The organism is Thalassobaculum sp. (genome assembly GCF_040219615.1).
Taxonomy (GTDB): Bacteria; Pseudomonadota; Alphaproteobacteria; order Thalassobaculales; family Thalassobaculaceae; genus Thalassobaculum_A.
The window spans coordinates 1-17,596 of the sequence record NZ_JAVJSE010000031.1 but is presented as its reverse complement, the minus strand read 5'-3'; the positions used below and the strand labels follow the sequence as shown (position 1 = coordinate 17,596).

The 17,596-nt window shown below is 71.5% G+C and carries 13 protein-coding genes; 10 read left to right on the top strand and 3 right to left on the bottom strand.

Annotated features, from left to right (window positions below):
• Window position 1: 1 nt before the first annotated feature.
• Window positions 2-790 carry an enoyl-CoA hydratase/isomerase family protein gene (locus RIC31_RS16560; protein ID WP_350110023.1) on the bottom strand — a complete coding sequence of 263 codons (789 nt, stop codon included), beginning with the start codon at window positions 788-790 and terminating at the stop codon, window positions 2-4.
• On the bottom strand, window positions 787-1,398 hold the full coding sequence (locus RIC31_RS16555; protein WP_350110020.1) for a TetR/AcrR family transcriptional regulator: 612 nt from the start codon (window positions 1,396-1,398) through the stop codon (window positions 787-789). The genes RIC31_RS16560 and RIC31_RS16555 overlap by 4 nt, the downstream gene beginning before the upstream one ends.
• Window positions 1,399-1,488: 90 nt before the next feature.
• On the opposite strand from RIC31_RS16555, the gene RIC31_RS16550 reads away from it, so the two are divergent.
• The 10 genes from RIC31_RS16550 to cysG all read left to right on the top strand — a co-directional run bounded on the left by RIC31_RS16550 (window position 1,489) and on the right by cysG (window position 16,070).
• Entirely contained in the window at window positions 1,489-2,310 is an 822-nt protein-coding gene (locus RIC31_RS16550; RefSeq protein ID WP_350110017.1) for an alpha/beta fold hydrolase, read from the top strand.
• Between the two features lie 124 nt (window positions 2,311-2,434).
• Window positions 2,435-3,007, top strand: coding sequence for an ANTAR domain-containing response regulator (locus RIC31_RS16545; protein ID WP_350110015.1), 573 nt, complete (start codon window positions 2,435-2,437; stop codon window positions 3,005-3,007).
• The gene (locus RIC31_RS16540) at window positions 3,004-4,173 is read left to right on the top strand and encodes a CmpA/NrtA family ABC transporter substrate-binding protein (RefSeq protein ID WP_350110012.1); all 1,170 of its coding nucleotides are present in this window, start codon (window positions 3,004-3,006) and stop codon (window positions 4,171-4,173) included. Before RIC31_RS16545 ends, RIC31_RS16540 begins: the two co-directional genes overlap by 4 nt.
• A 486-nt stretch (window positions 4,174-4,659) precedes the next feature.
• Complete coding sequence (locus RIC31_RS16535; RefSeq protein ID WP_350110009.1) at window positions 4,660-6,042, top strand: CmpA/NrtA family ABC transporter substrate-binding protein; 1,383 nt, start codon at window positions 4,660-4,662, stop codon at window positions 6,040-6,042.
• A gap of 52 nt (window positions 6,043-6,094) precedes the next feature.
• Window positions 6,095-7,186 carry an ABC transporter permease gene (locus RIC31_RS16530; protein ID WP_350110006.1) on the top strand — a complete coding sequence of 364 codons (1,092 nt, stop codon included), beginning with the start codon at window positions 6,095-6,097 and terminating at the stop codon, window positions 7,184-7,186.
• A gap of 10 nt (window positions 7,187-7,196) precedes the next feature.
• A complete protein-coding gene (locus RIC31_RS16525) occupies window positions 7,197-8,903 on the top strand; it encodes an ABC transporter ATP-binding protein (protein WP_350110003.1) in 1,707 nt (568 codons plus the stop codon).
• 177 nt (window positions 8,904-9,080) lie between these two features.
• Entirely contained in the window at window positions 9,081-11,528 is a 2,448-nt protein-coding gene (gene nirB, locus RIC31_RS16520) for a nitrite reductase large subunit NirB (RefSeq protein ID WP_350110000.1), read from the top strand.
• Window positions 11,525-11,866: a nitrite reductase small subunit NirD gene (gene nirD, locus RIC31_RS16515; protein ID WP_350109997.1), complete on the top strand. Its 342-nt coding sequence runs from the start codon at window positions 11,525-11,527 to the stop codon at window positions 11,864-11,866. Before nirB ends, nirD begins: the two co-directional genes overlap by 4 nt.
• Window positions 11,867-11,905: 39 nt before the next feature.
• Complete coding sequence (locus RIC31_RS16510) at window positions 11,906-14,635, top strand: nitrate reductase (protein ID WP_350110360.1); 2,730 nt, start codon at window positions 11,906-11,908, stop codon at window positions 14,633-14,635.
• Window positions 14,595-16,070, top strand: a complete 1,476-nt coding sequence (gene cysG / locus RIC31_RS16505) for a siroheme synthase CysG (RefSeq protein WP_350109994.1) — start codon at window positions 14,595-14,597, stop codon at window positions 16,068-16,070. The genes RIC31_RS16510 and cysG overlap by 41 nt, the downstream gene beginning before the upstream one ends.
• A gap of 18 nt (window positions 16,071-16,088) precedes the next feature.
• Here the strand turns inward: cysG and RIC31_RS16500 are convergent.
• The coding region (locus tag RIC31_RS16500) for a calcium-binding protein (RefSeq protein ID WP_350109991.1) at window positions 16,089-17,596 on the bottom strand (1,508 nt) is incomplete at its 5' end.

Here is a 17,596-nt window from a genome sequence, read left to right as displayed (position 1 = left end):
CTCACCCGGCCGCGCGCCGGTCCAGGAACCGCGCCATGCCGCCACGGACCTCGGGCCGGGTCACCTGGGCGACGAAGGCCCGGCGCTCGGCCTCCAGGCCGGCGGCATAGGCGGCCCGGCGCCAGTCCGGCATCAGCCGGCGCTTGGCCGCCGCCATGCCCGACCCGACATGCCCGCCCAGGACCGCCAGCCACTCGGCGATCCGGGCGTCCAGCCGGTCGGCCGGTACCACCTCGGTGACCAGCCCCAGCGCATGCGCCTCGGCCGCATCGACATGCCGGTTCAGCAGCTGGATCTCGCGGGCCCGCTGCACGCCGACCCGCTCCGGCAGGATCGCGGTCCAGCCGCCGTCGGGCGCGAAGCCGACGCTGGCGTAGTACGGGGCGATGAAGGCCGACGGCACCGCGGCCACCAGGTCGGCCGCCAGCACCAGGCCGAGCGAGCCGCCGGTCACCGGCCCCTGCAACCGGGCGATCACCGGCTGCGGCAGGTCCATCAGCGCCAGGATCGTCCGGTTCAGCTTGCCGACTAGGTCGCAGGCATAGCCGTGCAGCGCGGCGGCCGGCTGGTCGTGGAACGCCCGGACGTCGCCGCCGGTGGAGAAGCTGCGGCCCTCGGCCGCCAGCACCACCGCCCGCACCCGGTCGTCGCCCTCGATCGCGCCGAGATGTCCGAGCAGGTCGTCCAGCAGTTCTGGCACCAGGCTGTTGTGCCGCTCCGACCGGGCCAGGGTCAGGGTCGCGACGCCGCCGGCCACCGCCATCCGAACCAGTTCGCGCCGGCCGGTCACGGCTGCCGCCCCTCGGGGCGCAGCCCGCGGTCGATCATGTCGGTGATGCTGTCGACCACCGGGGCGACGTCGCGCCCGGGCTCCCAGATCCCGTAGCGCAGCCCGGCGAACAGCGAGATGCCCATCAGCGCCCAGGACCGGCCTTCGGTCTCGCCCGGCCGCACCTCGCCGTCCGCCACCGCGCGGTCGAGGCCGTCCTGGTAGGCGTCGGCGAAGTCCATGAAGTAGGCCCGAAAGGCCTCCGGGTCGACGAACTGGCACTCCATGACGATGCGGTACAGGTTGCCGTGCTCGCGCACGAACTCGATGAACGACCGCAGGCCGCGGCGCTCGACCTCGATCCGGCTGTCGGCGCCGTCGACCGCGTCGTGCAGGTAGGCGCGCAGGCGCAGCCCCAGGTCCCCGACCAGCGCGCCGAACAGCCGCTCCTTGCTGTCGAAGTAGATATAGAAGGTGCCCTGGGCAACCCCGGCATTGGCGGTGATGCTGGCGACCGAGGCCTCATGGAAGCCGCGCGCCCCGAACTCGAGCTCGGCGGCGTCCAGAATCTTCCGGAGCGTCCGCCTCCCGCGTGCCGTCTTCGGCGTCTTCTCCCCGAGCATGTTCATTTTTTTCTTTTATGAAACATGAGTCAGGTGTCATGTTCAGGCCAATCACGCCGACTGTCAACGGCAATTCGAGACCTCCGGGAACCGCCCATGCCGCTTTTCGACCCGGGTGACGGCCACCCCCTGTACTATGAGGAACGGGGCGCCGGGCGGCCGGTGGTGCTGCTGCACGGCTGGGCCTGCCACGCCGGGTATTTCGCCCCGCAGGTCGCGGCGCTGGCGGCCCGCTGCCGCGTCGTGGTGCCGGACCTCCGGGGCCACCGGCATTCCCATCGAGCCGGCGACGCGCCCGACCTGGCGATCCTGGCCGGCGACCTGCGCGCGCTGGTCGCCGCCGCCGGGCTGACCGACCCGGTCCTGGTCGGCTGGTCGATGGGCGCCCTGGTGGCCTTCGAGTACATCCGGCGGTTCGGCGACGGCGGCCTCGGCGGCCTGGTGGTGGTCGACATGACGGCGCGCGTGGTCAACGACCGGGAGTGGCGGCTCGGGCTGCTGGGCGGCTACACCGCGTCGCAGGCGGCGCGCGCGCCCGAGTTGATCCGCCGCGAGTGGGCGCGCTGGGTCGAAGCCTTCCTGCCCTCGGTGCTCGCCGCCGACGGCCCGGGCGACCCGGCCCTGCTCGACTGGATCGCCGGCGAGATGCGGGGTTGCGACCCCGACACCATGGCCGCCCTCTGGCAGGCGCTCACCGTCGCCGACTATCGCCCCGACGTCGCCCGGATCGCGCTCCCGACCCTGATCCTGCTTGGCGCCCGCAGCCAGCTCTACGGGCCGGACACCGCGGCCTGGCTGGCCGGCGCGATCCCCGGTGCCGCGGTCGCGTCGATTGCAGACGCCGGCCACGCCCCGCATCTGGAGCGGCCGAAGGCGTTCAACCGGGCGCTCGCCGGCTTTCTGGAGCGGCTTGCGTAGCGGCGCGAGTTGACAGGCAGGCCCGCTCCCGGCGTAACCTGCCGAAAAGCATCTCAATCGAGGAAACGCACGCTTCGGGCATCGCCGGCCGAACCCCGGCCGGGAAACGATGGTGCGTGCGCTCATGAAAATCGTCGTCATCGACCTGCAGCCGGAACGCGCGCGGATGATATCCGCCGCCCTGGGGGACGCGGGTTTCCCCGACGTGGTCGCCCTGGCCGAGACCGACAACCTGCTCGACCGGCTGGCGCAGATCGACCCGGACGCCGTGCTGATCGACCTCGAGGCCCCCAGCCGCGACATGCTGGAGCAGATGTTCGAGCTGTCGCGCCGCATCAAGCGGCCGGTGGCAATGTTCGTCGACGAGAGCGACAGCGCCTCGATCGCCGCCGCCGTCGAGGCCGGGGTCGGCGCCTATGTCGTGAACGGCCTGCACCGGGAGCGGATCAAGCCGGTCCTCGACCTGGCGATCAGCCGGTTCAACGCGTTCTCGCGGCTGAACACCGAACTCGAGACCACCAGGGCGGCGCTGGCCGAGCGCAAGCTGGTCGACCGCGCCAAGGGCATCCTGATGAAGATGAAGGGCATCGACGAGGAGGAGGCTTACAAGATCCTGCGGCGCACCGCGATGAACCAGAACCGCAAGATCGGCGACATCGCGCGCAGCGTGGTGACCGCCGCGGAGATCCTGAATTGAGCACGCAGGTCCGCATCGGCTTCATCCCGCTGGTCGACTGCGCGCCGCTGGTCGCCCTGCACGAGATCGGCTTCGCCCGCGAGGAGGGCCTGGAGATCGCGCTGTCGCGCGAGACCTCCTGGTCCAATGTCCGCGACAAGCTGGCAGTCCGGCTGTACGACGCCGCGCACCTGCTCGCCCCCATGGCGCTGGCCACCAATCTCTGCCTCGCCGGGCCGCGCGCCGAGGTCGTCGCGCCCTATGTGCTGAACCTGAACGGCGACGTGATCTGCGCCTCGGCCCGGCTGCTCGAGCGGATGGCGGCGGACGGCTTCGAGGGACCCGAGGCGATGCTGGAGGCGATCCGCCGCGACGCCCTCGACCGGCCGGTGGTGATCGGCGTGCCGTTCTTCTTCTCCACCCATCACTACCTGGTGCGCTACTGGCTGGCCTCGGCCGGGATCGACCCGGACCGGCAGGTGCGGGTCGAGGTCATCCCGCCGTCGCTGATGGCGGACGCCGTGCGGTCCGGCGTGGTCGACGGCTTCTGCGTCGGCGAGCCCTGGGGATCGGTGGCGGTCGACGCCGGGCTGGCCTCGATCGTGCTGCCGGGCCGCGCGGTCTGGGCGGCGGCACCCGAGAAGGTGCTGGGCCTGCGACGCGACTGGGTCGAGGAACGCCGGGACGACCTGCATCGGCTACTGCGCGCCCTGTACCGCGCGTCGATGTGGGTCGCCGATCCCGGCAACCGGACGATCCTGAGCGAGCTGCTGGCGTCGGATCGCTATGTCGACGCCCCGGCCGAGGTGATCGAGCGGGCGCTGTCGGGCAGCCTGACCCTGACGCCCAGGGGCGCCCAGGCCCGGGTCGACCGGTTCATGGTGTTCCACGCCGCCTCGGCCACCTTCCCCTGGCGCTCGCAGGCGCTGTGGTTCCACGGGCAGATGGCACGCTGGGGGCACCTGGCGGCCAGTCCCGGGTCGACGGCGATCGCCTGCCGGACCTTCGCGCCGGACCTGTACCGCGAGGCCCTGGCCGCCGTCGCGACCGACCTGCCGGGCGCCAACTCCAAGCTGGAAGGCGCGCTCGAGGCCCCGACGCCCGCCGCCTCGCTGCGCGGCCGGCTGTTCCTGGGACCCGACCGGTTCTGCGACGGCGCGGTGTTCGATCCGGACGAGGTGGCGTAGTCGGCACGGCCGACGCCCGTCGCTTCCTGGGTACCGGCTACGTCTCGCCCGAGGCGCGCCGGTCCGGAATGACGACGGGGTGGGGGAGCGCTCCGCGTATTTTCTTCGTCATTCCGGAGAGACGCGCCCGCGCGGCTCATCCGGAACCCAGCCGCCGCCTCTCCGTCGAACATACTTGCTTATTTTTTGTGCATTTATTTTTCTGCCCAAGTTTTCATCTTTTCCTCTTGACCCGCCGACCGGCCCTGCTACGCTGCACTGCAGTATGAAGGTTCGCGGCCAATGGGGGCCGGGAACCCGGGACGGGTCCCGACGACGGGACTTCCTGAGAGCGAAGCCGCTCGATCTGGTTCTCCGCGAATTTCGCGGGGGCATCGGATCGGCGGCTTTTTTGTTTGCGCGATCGCCCGGCGCAACATCCCCGGCGAGCCGCGCTCCCCAGCAGTCCCCGCATCTGACCGCGGGTGTACGGACGGTGAGGCGACCATGCGTATCACGAGCTTTCTGACCGGCGCGTTCACGGCCATCGGGCTGGCGGCCTTCGTCGCCGCTCCCACCTTCGCCGCCAGCCTGGAGCTGGAGAAGGACGAGCTGAAGTTCGGCTTCATCAAGCTGACCGACATGGCGCCGCTGGCGATCGCCTACGAGAAGGGCTACTTCGAGGACGAGGGCCTGTTCGTCACCCTCGAGCCGCAGGCCAACTGGAAGGTCCTGCTCGACCGGGTCATCACCGGCGAACTCGACGGCGCCCACATGCTGGCCGGCCAGCCGCTGGCCGCCACCATCGGCTTCGGCACCGAGGCGCATATCGTCACGCCGTTCTCGATGGACCTGAACGGCAACGGCATCACCGTGTCGAACGAGGTGTGGGCGCTGATGAAGCCGCACCTGGCGGTCGGCGCCGACGGCAAGATCGTGCACCCGATCAAGGCCGACGCCCTGAAGAAGGCGATCGACAAGTTCAAGGCCGAGGGCAGGCCCTTCAAGATGGGCATGGTGTTCCCGGTCTCGACCCACAACTACGAGCTGCGCTACTGGCTGGCGGCCGGCGGCGTGCACCCCGGCTTCTACTCGCCGACCGACATTACCGGGCAGATCAAGGCTGACGCGCTGCTCAGCGTCACCCCGCCGCCGCAGATGCCGGCGACCCTGGAGGCCGGCACCATCCACGGCTACTGCGTCGGCGAGCCCTGGAACCAGCAGGCGGTGTTCAAGGGCATCGGCGTGCCGGTGATCACCGACTACGAGATCTGGAAGAACAACCCGGAGAAGGTGTTCGGCATCACCGCCGGGTTCGCAGAGCAGAACCCGAACACCACGCTGGCCCTGACCAAGGCGCTGATCCGCGCCGCCAAGTGGCTGGACGAGAACGACAACGCCAACCGCAAGGAGGCGGTCGCCATCCTGTCGCGCCCGGAATACGTCGGCGCCGACCCCGAGGTGATCGCCAACTCGATGACCGGCACCTTCGAATACGAGAAGGGCGACAAGCGCGCGGTGCCCGACTTCAACGTGTTCTACCGCTACTTCGCGACCTACCCGTACTACTCCGACGCCGTCTGGTACCTGACGCAGATGCGCCGCTGGGGCCAGATCGCCGAGTCCAAGGACGACGGCTGGTACGACAGCGTCGCGCGCAAGGTCTACCGCCCGGACATCTACCTGGCAGCCGCCAGACTGCTGCTCGAGGAAGGCAAGGTCGCCAAGGCCGACTTCCCCTGGGACACCGACGGCTACCGCGCCCCGCAGTCCGAGTTCATCGACGGCGTCACCTTCGACGGCCGCCAGCCCAACGGCTACCTGCAGCAGTTCCCGATCGGCCTGAAGGACCGGCAGACCGTGGACGGCGGCAGCGTCGTCGGCGGCTGACCGCCCTCCCCCGCGAACACGGCAGCAACCGGACCAGTCGAGGACCGATCCCATGACCACCACCACCGACTATGCCGTGATCGACGACCGCGCCGCGGCACGCCGCGCCCGCCGGGAAATGTGGCTGACGCGGGTCGCGCAGGCCGCCGTCTGGCTGCGGGTCATGGGGCTCGGCTGGCTGGTGCCGCTGCTGCGCATCGCCGCCGGCGACAGCCCGCGCCACCAGCTGCGCGAGCTGTGGCAGCAGCTGGTGATCCCGCTGATCGGCGTCGGTGCGTTCGTGGCCGCCTGGGCCGCCCTCGCGCCGACCGTCGAGACCTCGCTCGGTGCAATCCCCGGCCCGGCCGCGGTCTGGGAGCAGACCGGGAGCCTGTGGGCCGACCACCTGCGCGAGCGCGAGAAGGAAGCCGCGTTCATGGAGCGCCAGGAGGCCCGCAACGCCAAGCTGGCGGCCGAGGGCAACGCCGACAAGGTCAAGTGGCGCGGCTACACCGGCAAGCCGACCTATCTCGACCAGATCGTCACCAGCCTGAAGACGGTGGCGCTCGGATTCCTGGTGGCGACCCTGGTGGCGGTGCCGATCGGCATCGCGTCAGGGCTGTCGCGCACCGTCAACGGCGCCCTCAACCCGCTGATCCAGATCTTCAAGCCGGTGTCGCCGCTGGCCTGGCTGCCGATCGTCACCATGGTGGTGTCGGCGGTCTACGTCGATGCCTCCGACCTGTTCCCGAAGTCGCTGGTGGTCTCGGCGATCACCGTCACCCTGTGCTCGCTGTGGCCGACCCTGATCAACACCGCGCACGGCGTGGCGTCGATCGACAAGGACCTGATCAACGTCGGCCGGGTGCTGAAGCTGCCGACCTGGAAGACGGTCACCAAGCTGGTGCTGCCGTCGGCCATGCCGTTGATCTTCACCGGTCTCAGGCTGTCGCTGGGGGTGGGCTGGATGGTGCTGATCGCCGCCGAGATGCTGGCCCAGAACCCCGGCCTCGGGAAGTTCGTCTGGGACGAGTTCCAGAACGGCTCCTCGTCGTCGCTCGCCAAGATCATCGTGGCGGTCCTGACCATCGGCCTGATCGGCTTCCTGCTCGACCGCATGATGTATGCGCTGCAGGCCGCCTTCACCTTCACCACCAACCGCTGAGGGCCGGGCCATGGCGATCCTGGAACTGCGCAAGGTCTGCAAGGCCTATGGCGAGGGCGACGGCCGCACCGCGGTGCTGAAGGACATCGACCTGGCGGTCGAGGACGGCGAGTTTGTCGCGATCGTCGGCTTCTCCGGGTCCGGCAAGACCACGCTGATGTCGGTGATCGCCGGGCTGATCCGGCCGGACGCCGGAGAGGCCCTGCTGAACGGCAAGCCGATCGACGGCCCGGGACCGGATCGCGGCCTGGTGTTCCAGTCCTACTCGCTGATGCCCTGGCTGACGGTGCGCGGCAACGTCGCCCTGGCGGTCGATGCGGTGTTCGCGAAGGAGAGCCGCCGGGAACGGTCGGCGCGCATCGAGAAGTACATCGCGATGGTCGGGCTGGCCCACGCCGCCGACCGCCGGCCGTCGGAGCTGTCCGGCGGCATGCGGCAGCGCGTGGCGGTCGCCCGGGCGCTGGCCATGAGCCCGCAGATCCTGCTGCTGGACGAGCCGCTGTCGGCGCTCGACGCGCTGACCCGCGCCAAGCTGCAGGACGAGATCGAGCAGATCTGGGAGCAGGACAAGAAGACGGTGATCCTGATCACCAACGACGTCGACGAGGCGATCCTGCTCGCCGACCGCATCATCCCGCTGACCCCCGCTCCCGCCAGATCAGGCCTGGGCGCCACCCTCGGCCCGGCCTTCAAGGTCGACATGCCGCGGCCGCGCGACCGCACGGCGATGAACGCCAGCCCGGCCTTCAAGCGGCTGCGCGCCCGCATCACCCAGTACCTGCTGGACCTCGGCGTCGAGCGGACGTCCGAAGGCGACGGCACGCTGGTGCTGCCCGACGTCACGCCGATCACCCAGCGTCCCGACCCGAAGCTGCCGGCCGCCTACCGCGACGCCGCGCGCTCCGGGATCACCCGCGGCTATGTCGAATTCTCCGGGGTCGGCAAGGTCTACCCGACCCCGAAGGGCCCGCTGACCGTAGTCGACGGCTTCGACATGAAGATGGAGAGGGGCGAGTTCGTCTCGCTGATCGGGCACTCCGGCTGCGGCAAGTCGACGGTGCTGTCGATGGTCGCCGGCCTGACCGAGGTGTCGGGCGGCGGCATCGTGCTGGACGGCAAGGAGGTCACCTCGGCCGGCCCGGACCGCGCGGTGGTGTTCCAGGCGCCGTCGCTGATGCCGTGGCTGACCGCCGGCGAGAACGTCGCCCTCGGGGTCGACCGGGTCTATCCGCACGCCAGCGCCGCCGAGCGCCGCGACATCGTCGCCTACTACCTGTCCCGGGTCGGGCTCGCCGACGCCAGGGACAGGCTGTCGAGCGAGCTGTCGAACGGCATGAAGCAACGCGTCGGCATCGCCCGCGCCTTCGCCCTGTCGCCCAAGCTGCTGCTGCTCGACGAACCGTTCGGGATGCTCGACAGCCTGACCCGCTGGGAACTCCAGGAGGTCCTCATGGACGTCTGGAAGCGCACCCGGGTCACCGCGATCTGCGTCACCCACGATGTCGACGAGGCGATCCTGCTGGCCGACAAGGTGGTGATGATGACCAACGGACCGAACGCCCGGATCGGCAACGTCATGACCGTCGACCTGCCGCGGCCGCGGACCCGCCGCGCCCTGCTCGACCACCCCGACTACTACCGCTACCGCCAGGAGCTCCTCGACTTCCTCGAGGAGTACGAGCACGGCGCCAAGCCGAAACCTGCGCAAGCCGCCTGAGCCCCAAAGCCGCCTGAGCCACAGGAGTGTCCCGATGACCCCACGTTCCCCGTCGGCTCCCCCCCTCCGTCGTCATTCCGGACGGCCGCGCCGCCCCGGCGCGGCCGAGCCGGAACCCACCCGCTACGTCCGGAATGACGACAGGGGGGCGGTAGCAGCCGCCACGGGAGGCCCGCGATGAGCCGCAAGCTGGTCGTCGTCGGCAACGGCATGGCGCCGGGCCGGGTGCTGGAGACGCTGTTCGAGACCGCGCAACCGGGCGTCGAGGTGACGATCTTCAACGCCGAGCCGCGCGTGAACTACGACCGAATCATGCTGTCGCCGGTGCTGTCGGGCGAGAAGGCCTACGAGGACATCGTCATCCATGGTGACGACTGGTACCGCCAGCATGGCGTGACCCTGCACAAGGGCCGCCGGGTGGTGCATATCGACCGCGCGGCCAAGCGCGTCGTCGCCGACGACGGCACCGTCGCCGACTACGACACCCTGCTGCTGGCCACCGGATCGTCGCCGATCGTCATCCCGGTGCCCGGTCACGATCTGCCGGGCGTGCTGACCTACCGCGACCTCGACGACGTCGAGGCGATGCTGAAGGCCGCGCAGAGCGGCGGCAGCGCGGTGGTGATCGGCGGCGGGCTGCTCGGCCTGGAGGCGGCGGCCGGGCTGCAGCGCCAGGGCATGACGGTGACCGTCCTTCACCTGATGCCGACCCTGATGGAGCGCCAGCTCGACCCGGCGGCCGGCTACCTGCTGCAGGGCGCGATCGAGGCCCGCGGCATCCGGGTGATCACCCGCGCCAACACTCATGCCATCACCGGCGACGACCGGGTGACCGGGGTTCGGCTCGACGACGGCACCGAGATCCCGGCCGACATCGTGGTGATGGCGGTCGGCATCCGGCCCGGCACCTCGCTGGCCAAGGCGGCCGGCATCGAGACCAACCGCGGCATCCTGGTCGACGACCGGATGCGCACCTCCGACCCCGACGTGCTGGCGGTCGGCGAGTGCGTCGAGCACCGCGGGGTGTGCTACGGCCTCGTGGCGCCGCTCTACGACATGGCCCGCACCATCGGCCGGAACCTGCTGGGCGGCGACGCCGAGTACCGCGGCTCGGTGACCTCGACCAAGCTGAAGGTGACCGGCATCGACCTGTTCTCGGCCGGCGACTTCGCCGACGCCGAGGACCGCCAGGAGATCGTGCTGCGCGACGCCGCCCGCGGCGTCTACAAGCGGCTGGTGCTCAGGAACGACCGCATCATCGGCGTGGTCCTGTACGGCGACACCGGCGACGGCGCCTGGTTCTTCCAGCTGCTGAAGGACGCCACCGACATCTCCGGCATGCGCGAAACCCTGATCTTCGGACAGGGCTACGCCGGGGGCGCCCCGCTGGACCCTACGGCGGCCGTTGCAGCCTTGTCGGATGACGCAGAGATCTGCGGCTGCAACGGCGTGTGCAAGTCCAAGATCGTCGGGGCCATCACGGCCAAGGGCCTGACCTCGCTCGACGCGGTCCGGGCCCACACCAAGGCGTCGAGCTCCTGCGGCTCCTGCACCGGCCTGGTCGAGCAGCTGATGGCGCTGACCCTCGGCGACGCCTACAACCCGGACGCCGTGCAGCCGATGTGCGGCTGCACCGACCTCGGCCACGACGACGTGCGGCGGCTGATCGCCGCCAAGGCGCTGAAGTCGATCCCGCAGCTCATGCAGGCGCTGGAGTGGAAGACCTCCTGCGGCTGCGCCAAGTGCCGGCCGGCCCTGAACTACTACCTGATCGCCGCCTGGCCGGGCGAGTACGAGGACGACAGCCAGTCGCGCTTCATCAACGAGCGGGTGCACGCGAACATCCAGCGCGACGGCACCTACTCGGTGGTGCCGCGCATGTGGGGCGGCGTCACCACCCCGTCGGAACTGCGCGCCATCGCCGACGTCGCCGACAAGTTCGCGATCCCGACCGTGAAGGTCACCGGCGGCCAGCGCATCGACCTGCTGGGTGTGAAGAAGCAGGACCTGCCGGCGGTCTGGGCCGACCTGAACGCGGCCGGCCTAGTGTCCGGCCACGCCTACGCCAAGGGCCTGCGCACGGTGAAGACCTGCGTCGGCACCGACTGGTGCCGGTTCGGGACCCAGGACTCCACCGGCCTCGGGGTCAAGCTTGAGAAGATGATGTGGGGGTCGTGGACCCCCCACAAGGTGAAGATGGCGGTCTCCGGCTGCCCGCGGAACTGCGCCGAGGCGACCTGCAAGGACTTCGGCGTGGTGTGCGTCGACTCCGGCTACGAGCTGCATTTCGCCGGCGCCGCCGGCATGCACGTCAAGGGCACCGAGGTGCTGTGCACGGTGGCCACCGAGGACGAGGCGCTGGAGTACTGCATGGCGGTGATCCAGCTCTACCGCGAGCAAGGCCGCTATCTCGAGCGGGTCTACAAATGGGCCGACCGGGTGGGCGTCGACACCGTGCGCCGGCTGATCGTCGACGATCCGGAGCGCCGCGGCGCGCTTTACGAGCGCTTCCTGTTCTCCCAGCGCTTCGCCCAGAGCGACCCCTGGGCCGATCGGGTCGCCGGCAAGGACGCCCACGAATTCGCCCCGCTCAACACCATTCCCTTCCAGGAGGCCGCCGAATGACCGCGAAGCTGGAGTGGACCGACGTCGGCATGCTGGCCGACATCCCGCGCCGCGGCGCCCGGCAGGTCGTCACGCCGGATGGGCCGATCGCGGTGTTCCGGACCCATGACGACGCGGTGTACGCGATCGTCGACCGCTGCCCGCACAAGGGCGGCCCGCTCAGCCAGGGCATCGTCCACGGCGCCGCCGTGACCTGCCCGCTGCACAACTGGGTGATCGACCTGCAGACCGGCGCCGCCATGGGCGCCGACGAAGGCTGTGCGCGGACCGTTCCGGTCCGCGTCGTCGAAGGCCGCGTGTCGCTCGGCCTGCGTGTGGTCGCCGAGCGGGCGGCCTAGGCCGTCCCGGCGGAGGAGGACGAGTTGGACGGAGCCCGAGTGGGGAGGAAGGACGCCGGAACGGCGGATGGCTCGAACCCGAGCCGGCAGTGCGTGAAGACTACCTGCCCGTATTGCGGGGTCGGGTGCGGCGTGGCCGCCACCGTGGACGAGACAGGCAGCGTGACGATCGCCGGGGACCCCGATCACCCGGCGAATTTCGGCCGGCTGTGCTCCAAGGGCGCGGCCCTGGGCGAGACCCTCGACCCGGACGGCCGGCTGCTGCGCCCCTGGGTCGACGGCCGCCCGGCCGACTGGGACAACGCCCTCAACCTGGTGGCGGCCCGGTTCGCCGACACCATCGCCGAGCACGGCCCGGACTCGGTTGCTTTCTATGTCTCCGGCCAGTTCCTGACCGAGGACTACTACGTCGCCAACAAGCTCATGAAGGGCTTCATCGGCTCGGCCAACATCGACACCAACTCGCGGCTTTGCATGGCGTCGACCGTCGCCGGCCACCGCCGGGCCTTCGGAACCGACACGGTGCCCGGCTGCTACGCCGACCTGGAGCAGGCCGACCTGGTCGTGCTGGTCGGCTCCAACCTCGCCTGGTGCCATCCGGTGCTGTACCAGCGCCTCGCCGCCGCCCGCGCCGCCCGCCCGGAGATGCGGCTGGTGGTGATCGACCCGCGCCGCACCGCCACCGCCGACGCCGCCGACCTGCACCTGGCGATCCGCCCGGACGGCGACGCCGCCCTGTTCAACGGGCTGCTGGTCCATCTCGCCGACACCGACGCCCTCGACCGCGCCTACCTCGCGGCCCACACCGAGGGCCTGGACGAGGCGCTGGCGGCGGCCCGCGGCCTGGACGTCGCCGGCCTGGCGGCGGCGACCGGTCTGGATGCCGGACCGATCGCGCGGTTCTTCGCCCTGTTCCGCGACACCCGTCGGGTGGTCACGGTGTTCAGCCAGGGCGTCAACCAGTCGACCGGCGGCACCGACAAGGTCAACGCCATCCTGAACTGCCACCTGGCGACCGGCCGCATCGGCCGGCCAGGCATGGGGCCGTTCTCGGTGACCGGCCAGCCGAACGCCATGGGCGGCCGCGAGGTCGGCGGCCTGGCCAACCAGTTGGCGGCCCACATGGACCTGGCCGACCCGGCCGACCGCGAGAGGGTCCGGCGGTTCTGGAACGCCCCGCGCATGCCCGAGGCCGGCGGGCTGAAGGCCGTCGACCTGTTCCAGGCGATGGCCGACGGCCGGGTCAAGGCGGTCTGGATCATGTGCACCAACCCGGTCGACAGCCTGCCCGACGCCGACCGGGTGGCGGCGGCGCTCGACGCCTGCCCGTTCGTGGTGGTGTCCGACGCCATGGCCGACACCGACACCACGCGGCATGCCGACGTGCTGCTGCCGGCGGCCGGCTGGAGCGAGAAGGACGGCACCGTCACCAACTCCGAGCGACGGATCTCGCGCCAGCGCGCATTCCGCGCCGCCCCCGGGGAAGCCCGTCCGGACTGGTGGGCGCTGGTCGAGGTCGCCCGCCGCATGGGCTTCGGCGACGCCTTCCCGTACCGCAACGCCGCCGAGATCTTCCGCGAGCACGCCGCCCTGTCGGCGATCGACAACCACGGCGCCCGCGACTTCGACATCGGCGGCCTGACCGGCCTGTCCGATCCGGCCTACGACGCCCTGGAGCCGGCGCAGTGGCCGGCGCGCACCGCGGCGGAGGCCGCCTTGCCGGACCGCCGGTTCTTCGCCGACGGCCGGTTCTTCACCGCGTCCGGCCGCGGCCGGCTGGTTCCCGTGGTTCCGCCGGCCGTGCAGCCGGCCTCGGACGAGTTTTTCGTCCTGAACACCGGCCGGGTACGCGACCACTGGCACACCCTGACCCGGACCGGGCTGTCGCCGCGGCTGTCGGCGCATCTCGCCGAGCCGTTCGCCGAGATCCATCCGGCCGACGCCCGGCGCATCGGCGCGGCCGAGGCCGGGCTGCTGCGGATCGAGTCCGACCGGGGCGCGATCCTGGTGCGCGCGCTGGTCACCGACCGGGTGCCTTCGGGCTCGGTGTTCGTGCCGATGCACTGGACCGACCGGTTCGCCTCGGCCGCCCGGGTCGACGCCGTGATCCCGCCCGCCACCGACCCACACTCGGGTCAGCCGGGCTCCAAGTCGGCAACCGTCCGGGTGACGCCCTATGCCGCCGCCTGGTACGGCTTCGCGGTCCTGGCCGACCGGCCGCGGGCGGTCGACGCCGCCTACTGGGCACTGGCCCGCGCCCGCGACGGCTGGAAGCTCGAGCTGGCGGACGCCGCCCCGGTGTCGAACTGGGCGGCCTGGATCCGCACGCTGATCGGCATCGCCGACAGCGACCCCGCGGTCCAGGTCCTGGCCTACCGCGACGCCAAGGCCGGCATCCACAGGTTCGCGGCATTCCGCGACGACCGGCTGATCGGCGCGCTGTTCGTCGGACCCGACCCCGTCGCGGTGTCCCGGACCTGGGCCGCCGAGCGGCTCGGCGACGGCCCCGCCGAGCCGCGCCAGCGCTACGCGATCCTGGCCGGGCGGGCCGGCGGCGACCAGCCGGATCCCGGCGCCATCGTCTGCTCCTGCTTCGCCGTCGGCGTGAACCGGATCGTCGCCGCGATCGCCGGCCAGGGCTGCGCCTCGGTCAACGAGATCGGGGCGGCGACCAACGCCGGCACCAACTGCGGCTCATGCCGTGCCGAGATCCAGAGGATCGTCGATCATGCGAGAAGCCGGGACACCGGGATCGAGAAGGCCGGCTGACGCCGGAGCCACGCGGCTCGGCCGGCTGGCCCTGCTGCCGCTGTTCGTCGATCTCGACGGCCGGGCGGCGCTGGTCGCCGGCGACGGCCCGGCGGCGGCCTGGAAGGCCGAACTGCTGGCCGCGGCCGGCGCCGAGGTCCGGGTAGCCGCGCCGGCCCCCGGCCCCGAGCTGACCCGGCTGCTGGCCGCGGGCGCCGCCGCCGGACGGCTGCTCCACCTGCCGCGGCCCTGGCTGCCCGGCGACCTCGACGGGACCGCGGTCGCCGTCGCCGACGCCGCGGACGGGGACGAGGCCCGGCGCTTCGCCGACGCCGCCCGCGCCGCCGGGGTCCCCTGCAACGTGATCGACCGGCCGGCCTTCGGGACCTTCCAGTTCGGCTCGGTCGTGAACCGCTCGCCGGTGGTGGTGGCGATCGCCACCAAAGGGGCGGCCCCGATCCTGGCGCAGGCGATCCGGCGGCGGATCGAGACGCTGCTGCCGCCGTCGCTGTCCGACTGGGCGGCGCTGGCGGCCCGGATGCGCTGCGCGGTGATGGACCGGCTGGCACCCGGGGCCGCGCGACGGGCATTCTGGGAAGCGCTGTCCGAGCGCGCCTTCGGGCCGGCCCCGACCGCGCATGACGAGGCGGCACTCGCGACATTCCTGGCCCCGCACGCCGCGCCGGGCGGCCGGGTCACCCTGGTCGGCGCCGGGCCGGGCGATCCCGGCCTGCTGACCCTGAACGCCGTCCGCGCCCTGCAGTCGGCCGACGTCGTCCTGTTCGACGCCCTGGTGTCCGACGCGGTGCTGGAACTGGCCCGGCGCGAGGCCCGGCGCATGCTGGTCGGCAAGCGCGGCGGCCGGGACTCCTGCCGGCAGGAGGACATCAACGATCTGATGGTCAAGCTGGCCCGCCAGGGCCGCCACGTGGTCCGCCTGAAGGCCGGCGACCCGAGCGTGTTCGGGCGGGCCGGCGAGGAACTGGAGCGGCTGGCGGTCGAGGGAATCCCGGCGACTGTGGTGCCGGGCATCACCGCGGCCAGCGCCATGGCGGCCTCGCTCGGGGTCTCGCTGACCCACCGGGACTCCGCGCGCGCGGTAAGGTTCGTCACCGGTCACACCCGCGACGGCAACCTGCCGGACGACGTCGACTGGAACCGTATCGCCGAACCGGCGACGACGACGGTGTTCTACATGGGTGCGCGCACCGCCGCCGCGATCCGCGACCGGCTGCTCGCCGCCGGCATGGCACGCGACACGCCCGCGGTCGCGGTCGGCGCGGTCTCGCGGCCGGACGAGCGGCGCTGGACCGGGCCGCTCGGCGAACTTGCCGACGGAGTCGCCGCGATGAGCCCCGGGCACCCCGTCCTGATCGGCGTCGGCGATGTCTGGCGGGCGGTCAGGGCCAGCCCGGACGCGGTGGTGGCGTCGGATGAACGGCGCGAAATCGCCTGAGCGGCCGCGCGCCGCTCGTCAGCTGAAGGTGAACCACCCGGACTGCAGCTGATCGGCGGTCACCCCGAACATTGTTACCGTGTTCGAGCCGCCGAGGCTGATCAGCGTGTTGCCGTCCACGGTCTGCGCCGCCGCCTGCAACTCGGTGAAGCTCGTGATCCCGGAGCCGTTGATGTCCGCCTTGATCTGCATGACGTCGCCGGCGGCGCCGGCGAAGTCGGCGATGCTGTCGACGCCGCTGCCGTCGACCAGCACGATCAGGTCGGCACCGTCACCGGCAACGAAGTAGTCGTCACCGGAGCCGCCAGACAGGCTGTCGTTTCCGGCCCCGCCAGCGATCGTATCATTGCCACTGCCGCCGGCCAGGGTGTCCGAGCCGGCGCCACCGGACAGCACGTCGGTGCCCGCCCCACCCGTCATCCAGTCGTCGCCATCGCCGCCAGACATCTGATCTTCGCCCAGAAAGCCCGACATGGCGTCGTTGCCGGCCCCACCGATCATGAGGTTGGTGCCAACTTGCCGGCCGATGAGGACATCGTCGCCTGCACCGCCGTCCAGGACGTCGGCGCCGCTCACGCTGTCGATACCGCGCAGTGTGTCGTCACCGTCACCACCGTAGAGGCTGCCGTTCCCGACGCCCCCGAACAGGCTGTCGTCGCCGGCACCGCCCGACAGGACGTCGTTGCCGCCATAGCCCCCGAGCAGATCGTCGTTGCCGGCGCCGCCCGACAGGAAGTCGTTGCCGCCGCCGCCGACGAGCGCATCGTCGCCGTCGCCGCCGACCAGTGTGTCGCTGTTCGAGCCCCCGGACAGGGCGTCGTTTCCGTCGCCACCGGCCAAGTAGTCGCGGCCGCCGCCGCCATCGAGCGTGTCGTTACCGGCGCCGCCGGACAGAACGTCGTTGTCGCCACCCCCGGCGAGCGTGTCGTTGCCGGCACCGCCGGACAGCAGGTCGTTGCCGTCGCTGCCGGCCAGATGGTCGCTGCCGTCGCCGCCCGACAACACGTCGTCGCCGCTGCCGCTGCCGATGGTCTCGCCGGCCGACGAGCCGACGACCGTGTCCGCATACTGCGTCAGCGCGAACTGCTCGATCGACGCCAGCGTGTCGCCCTCGGCGTCGCCGCCGTAGCCGAGGCCGGTCGCCAGGTTCAGGCTCACGCCCGCCCCGGAGGCCTGGTACCAGACCGCATCGGTCCCGGCACCGCCGTCCAGCAGATCAGCGCCGGCGCCACCGGCCAGCGTGTCGCCCCACGCACCGCCCGACAGCGTGTCGTTGCCGGCGCCGCCGAGCAGCAGGTCGTAGCCGACACGGCCGGCCAGGTAGTCGTCGCCGACCCCGCCCGACATCACGTCGTCGCCGCCCGTCCCGGTCAGGCTGTCGCCGGTCGACACCGACACCGCCGGGGCCACCAGCGTGATGCTGGTGCTGCCGCCCGCGAACACCGCCGAGAAAGTACCGCTGGCGGAACCGACTCCCGCCAGTATCAGGGCCTGGCCGCCGCCGAGGTCGATGCTGCCGCTCGCCG

Coding starts and splice junctions, on each gene's coding strand:
- RIC31_RS16535 (WP_350110009.1), top strand. CDS start 4,660: ATGCGTATCACGAGCTTTCTGACCGGCGCGTTCACGGCCATCGGGCTG.
- nirD (WP_350109997.1), top strand. CDS start 11,525: ATGACCGCGAAGCTGGAGTGGACCGACGTCGGCATGCTGGCCGACATC.
- RIC31_RS16545 (WP_350110015.1), top strand. CDS start 2,435: ATGAAAATCGTCGTCATCGACCTGCAGCCGGAACGCGCGCGGATGATA.
- cysG (WP_350109994.1), top strand. CDS start 14,595: ATGCGAGAAGCCGGGACACCGGGATCGAGAAGGCCGGCTGACGCCGGA.
- RIC31_RS16555 (WP_350110020.1), bottom strand. CDS start 1,398: ATGAACATGCTCGGGGAGAAGACGCCGAAGACGGCACGCGGGAGGCGG.
- nirB (WP_350110000.1), top strand. CDS start 9,081: ATGAGCCGCAAGCTGGTCGTCGTCGGCAACGGCATGGCGCCGGGCCGG.
- RIC31_RS16550 (WP_350110017.1), top strand. CDS start 1,489: ATGCCGCTTTTCGACCCGGGTGACGGCCACCCCCTGTACTATGAGGAA.
- RIC31_RS16525 (WP_350110003.1), top strand. CDS start 7,197: ATGGCGATCCTGGAACTGCGCAAGGTCTGCAAGGCCTATGGCGAGGGC.
- RIC31_RS16530 (WP_350110006.1), top strand. CDS start 6,095: ATGACCACCACCACCGACTATGCCGTGATCGACGACCGCGCCGCGGCA.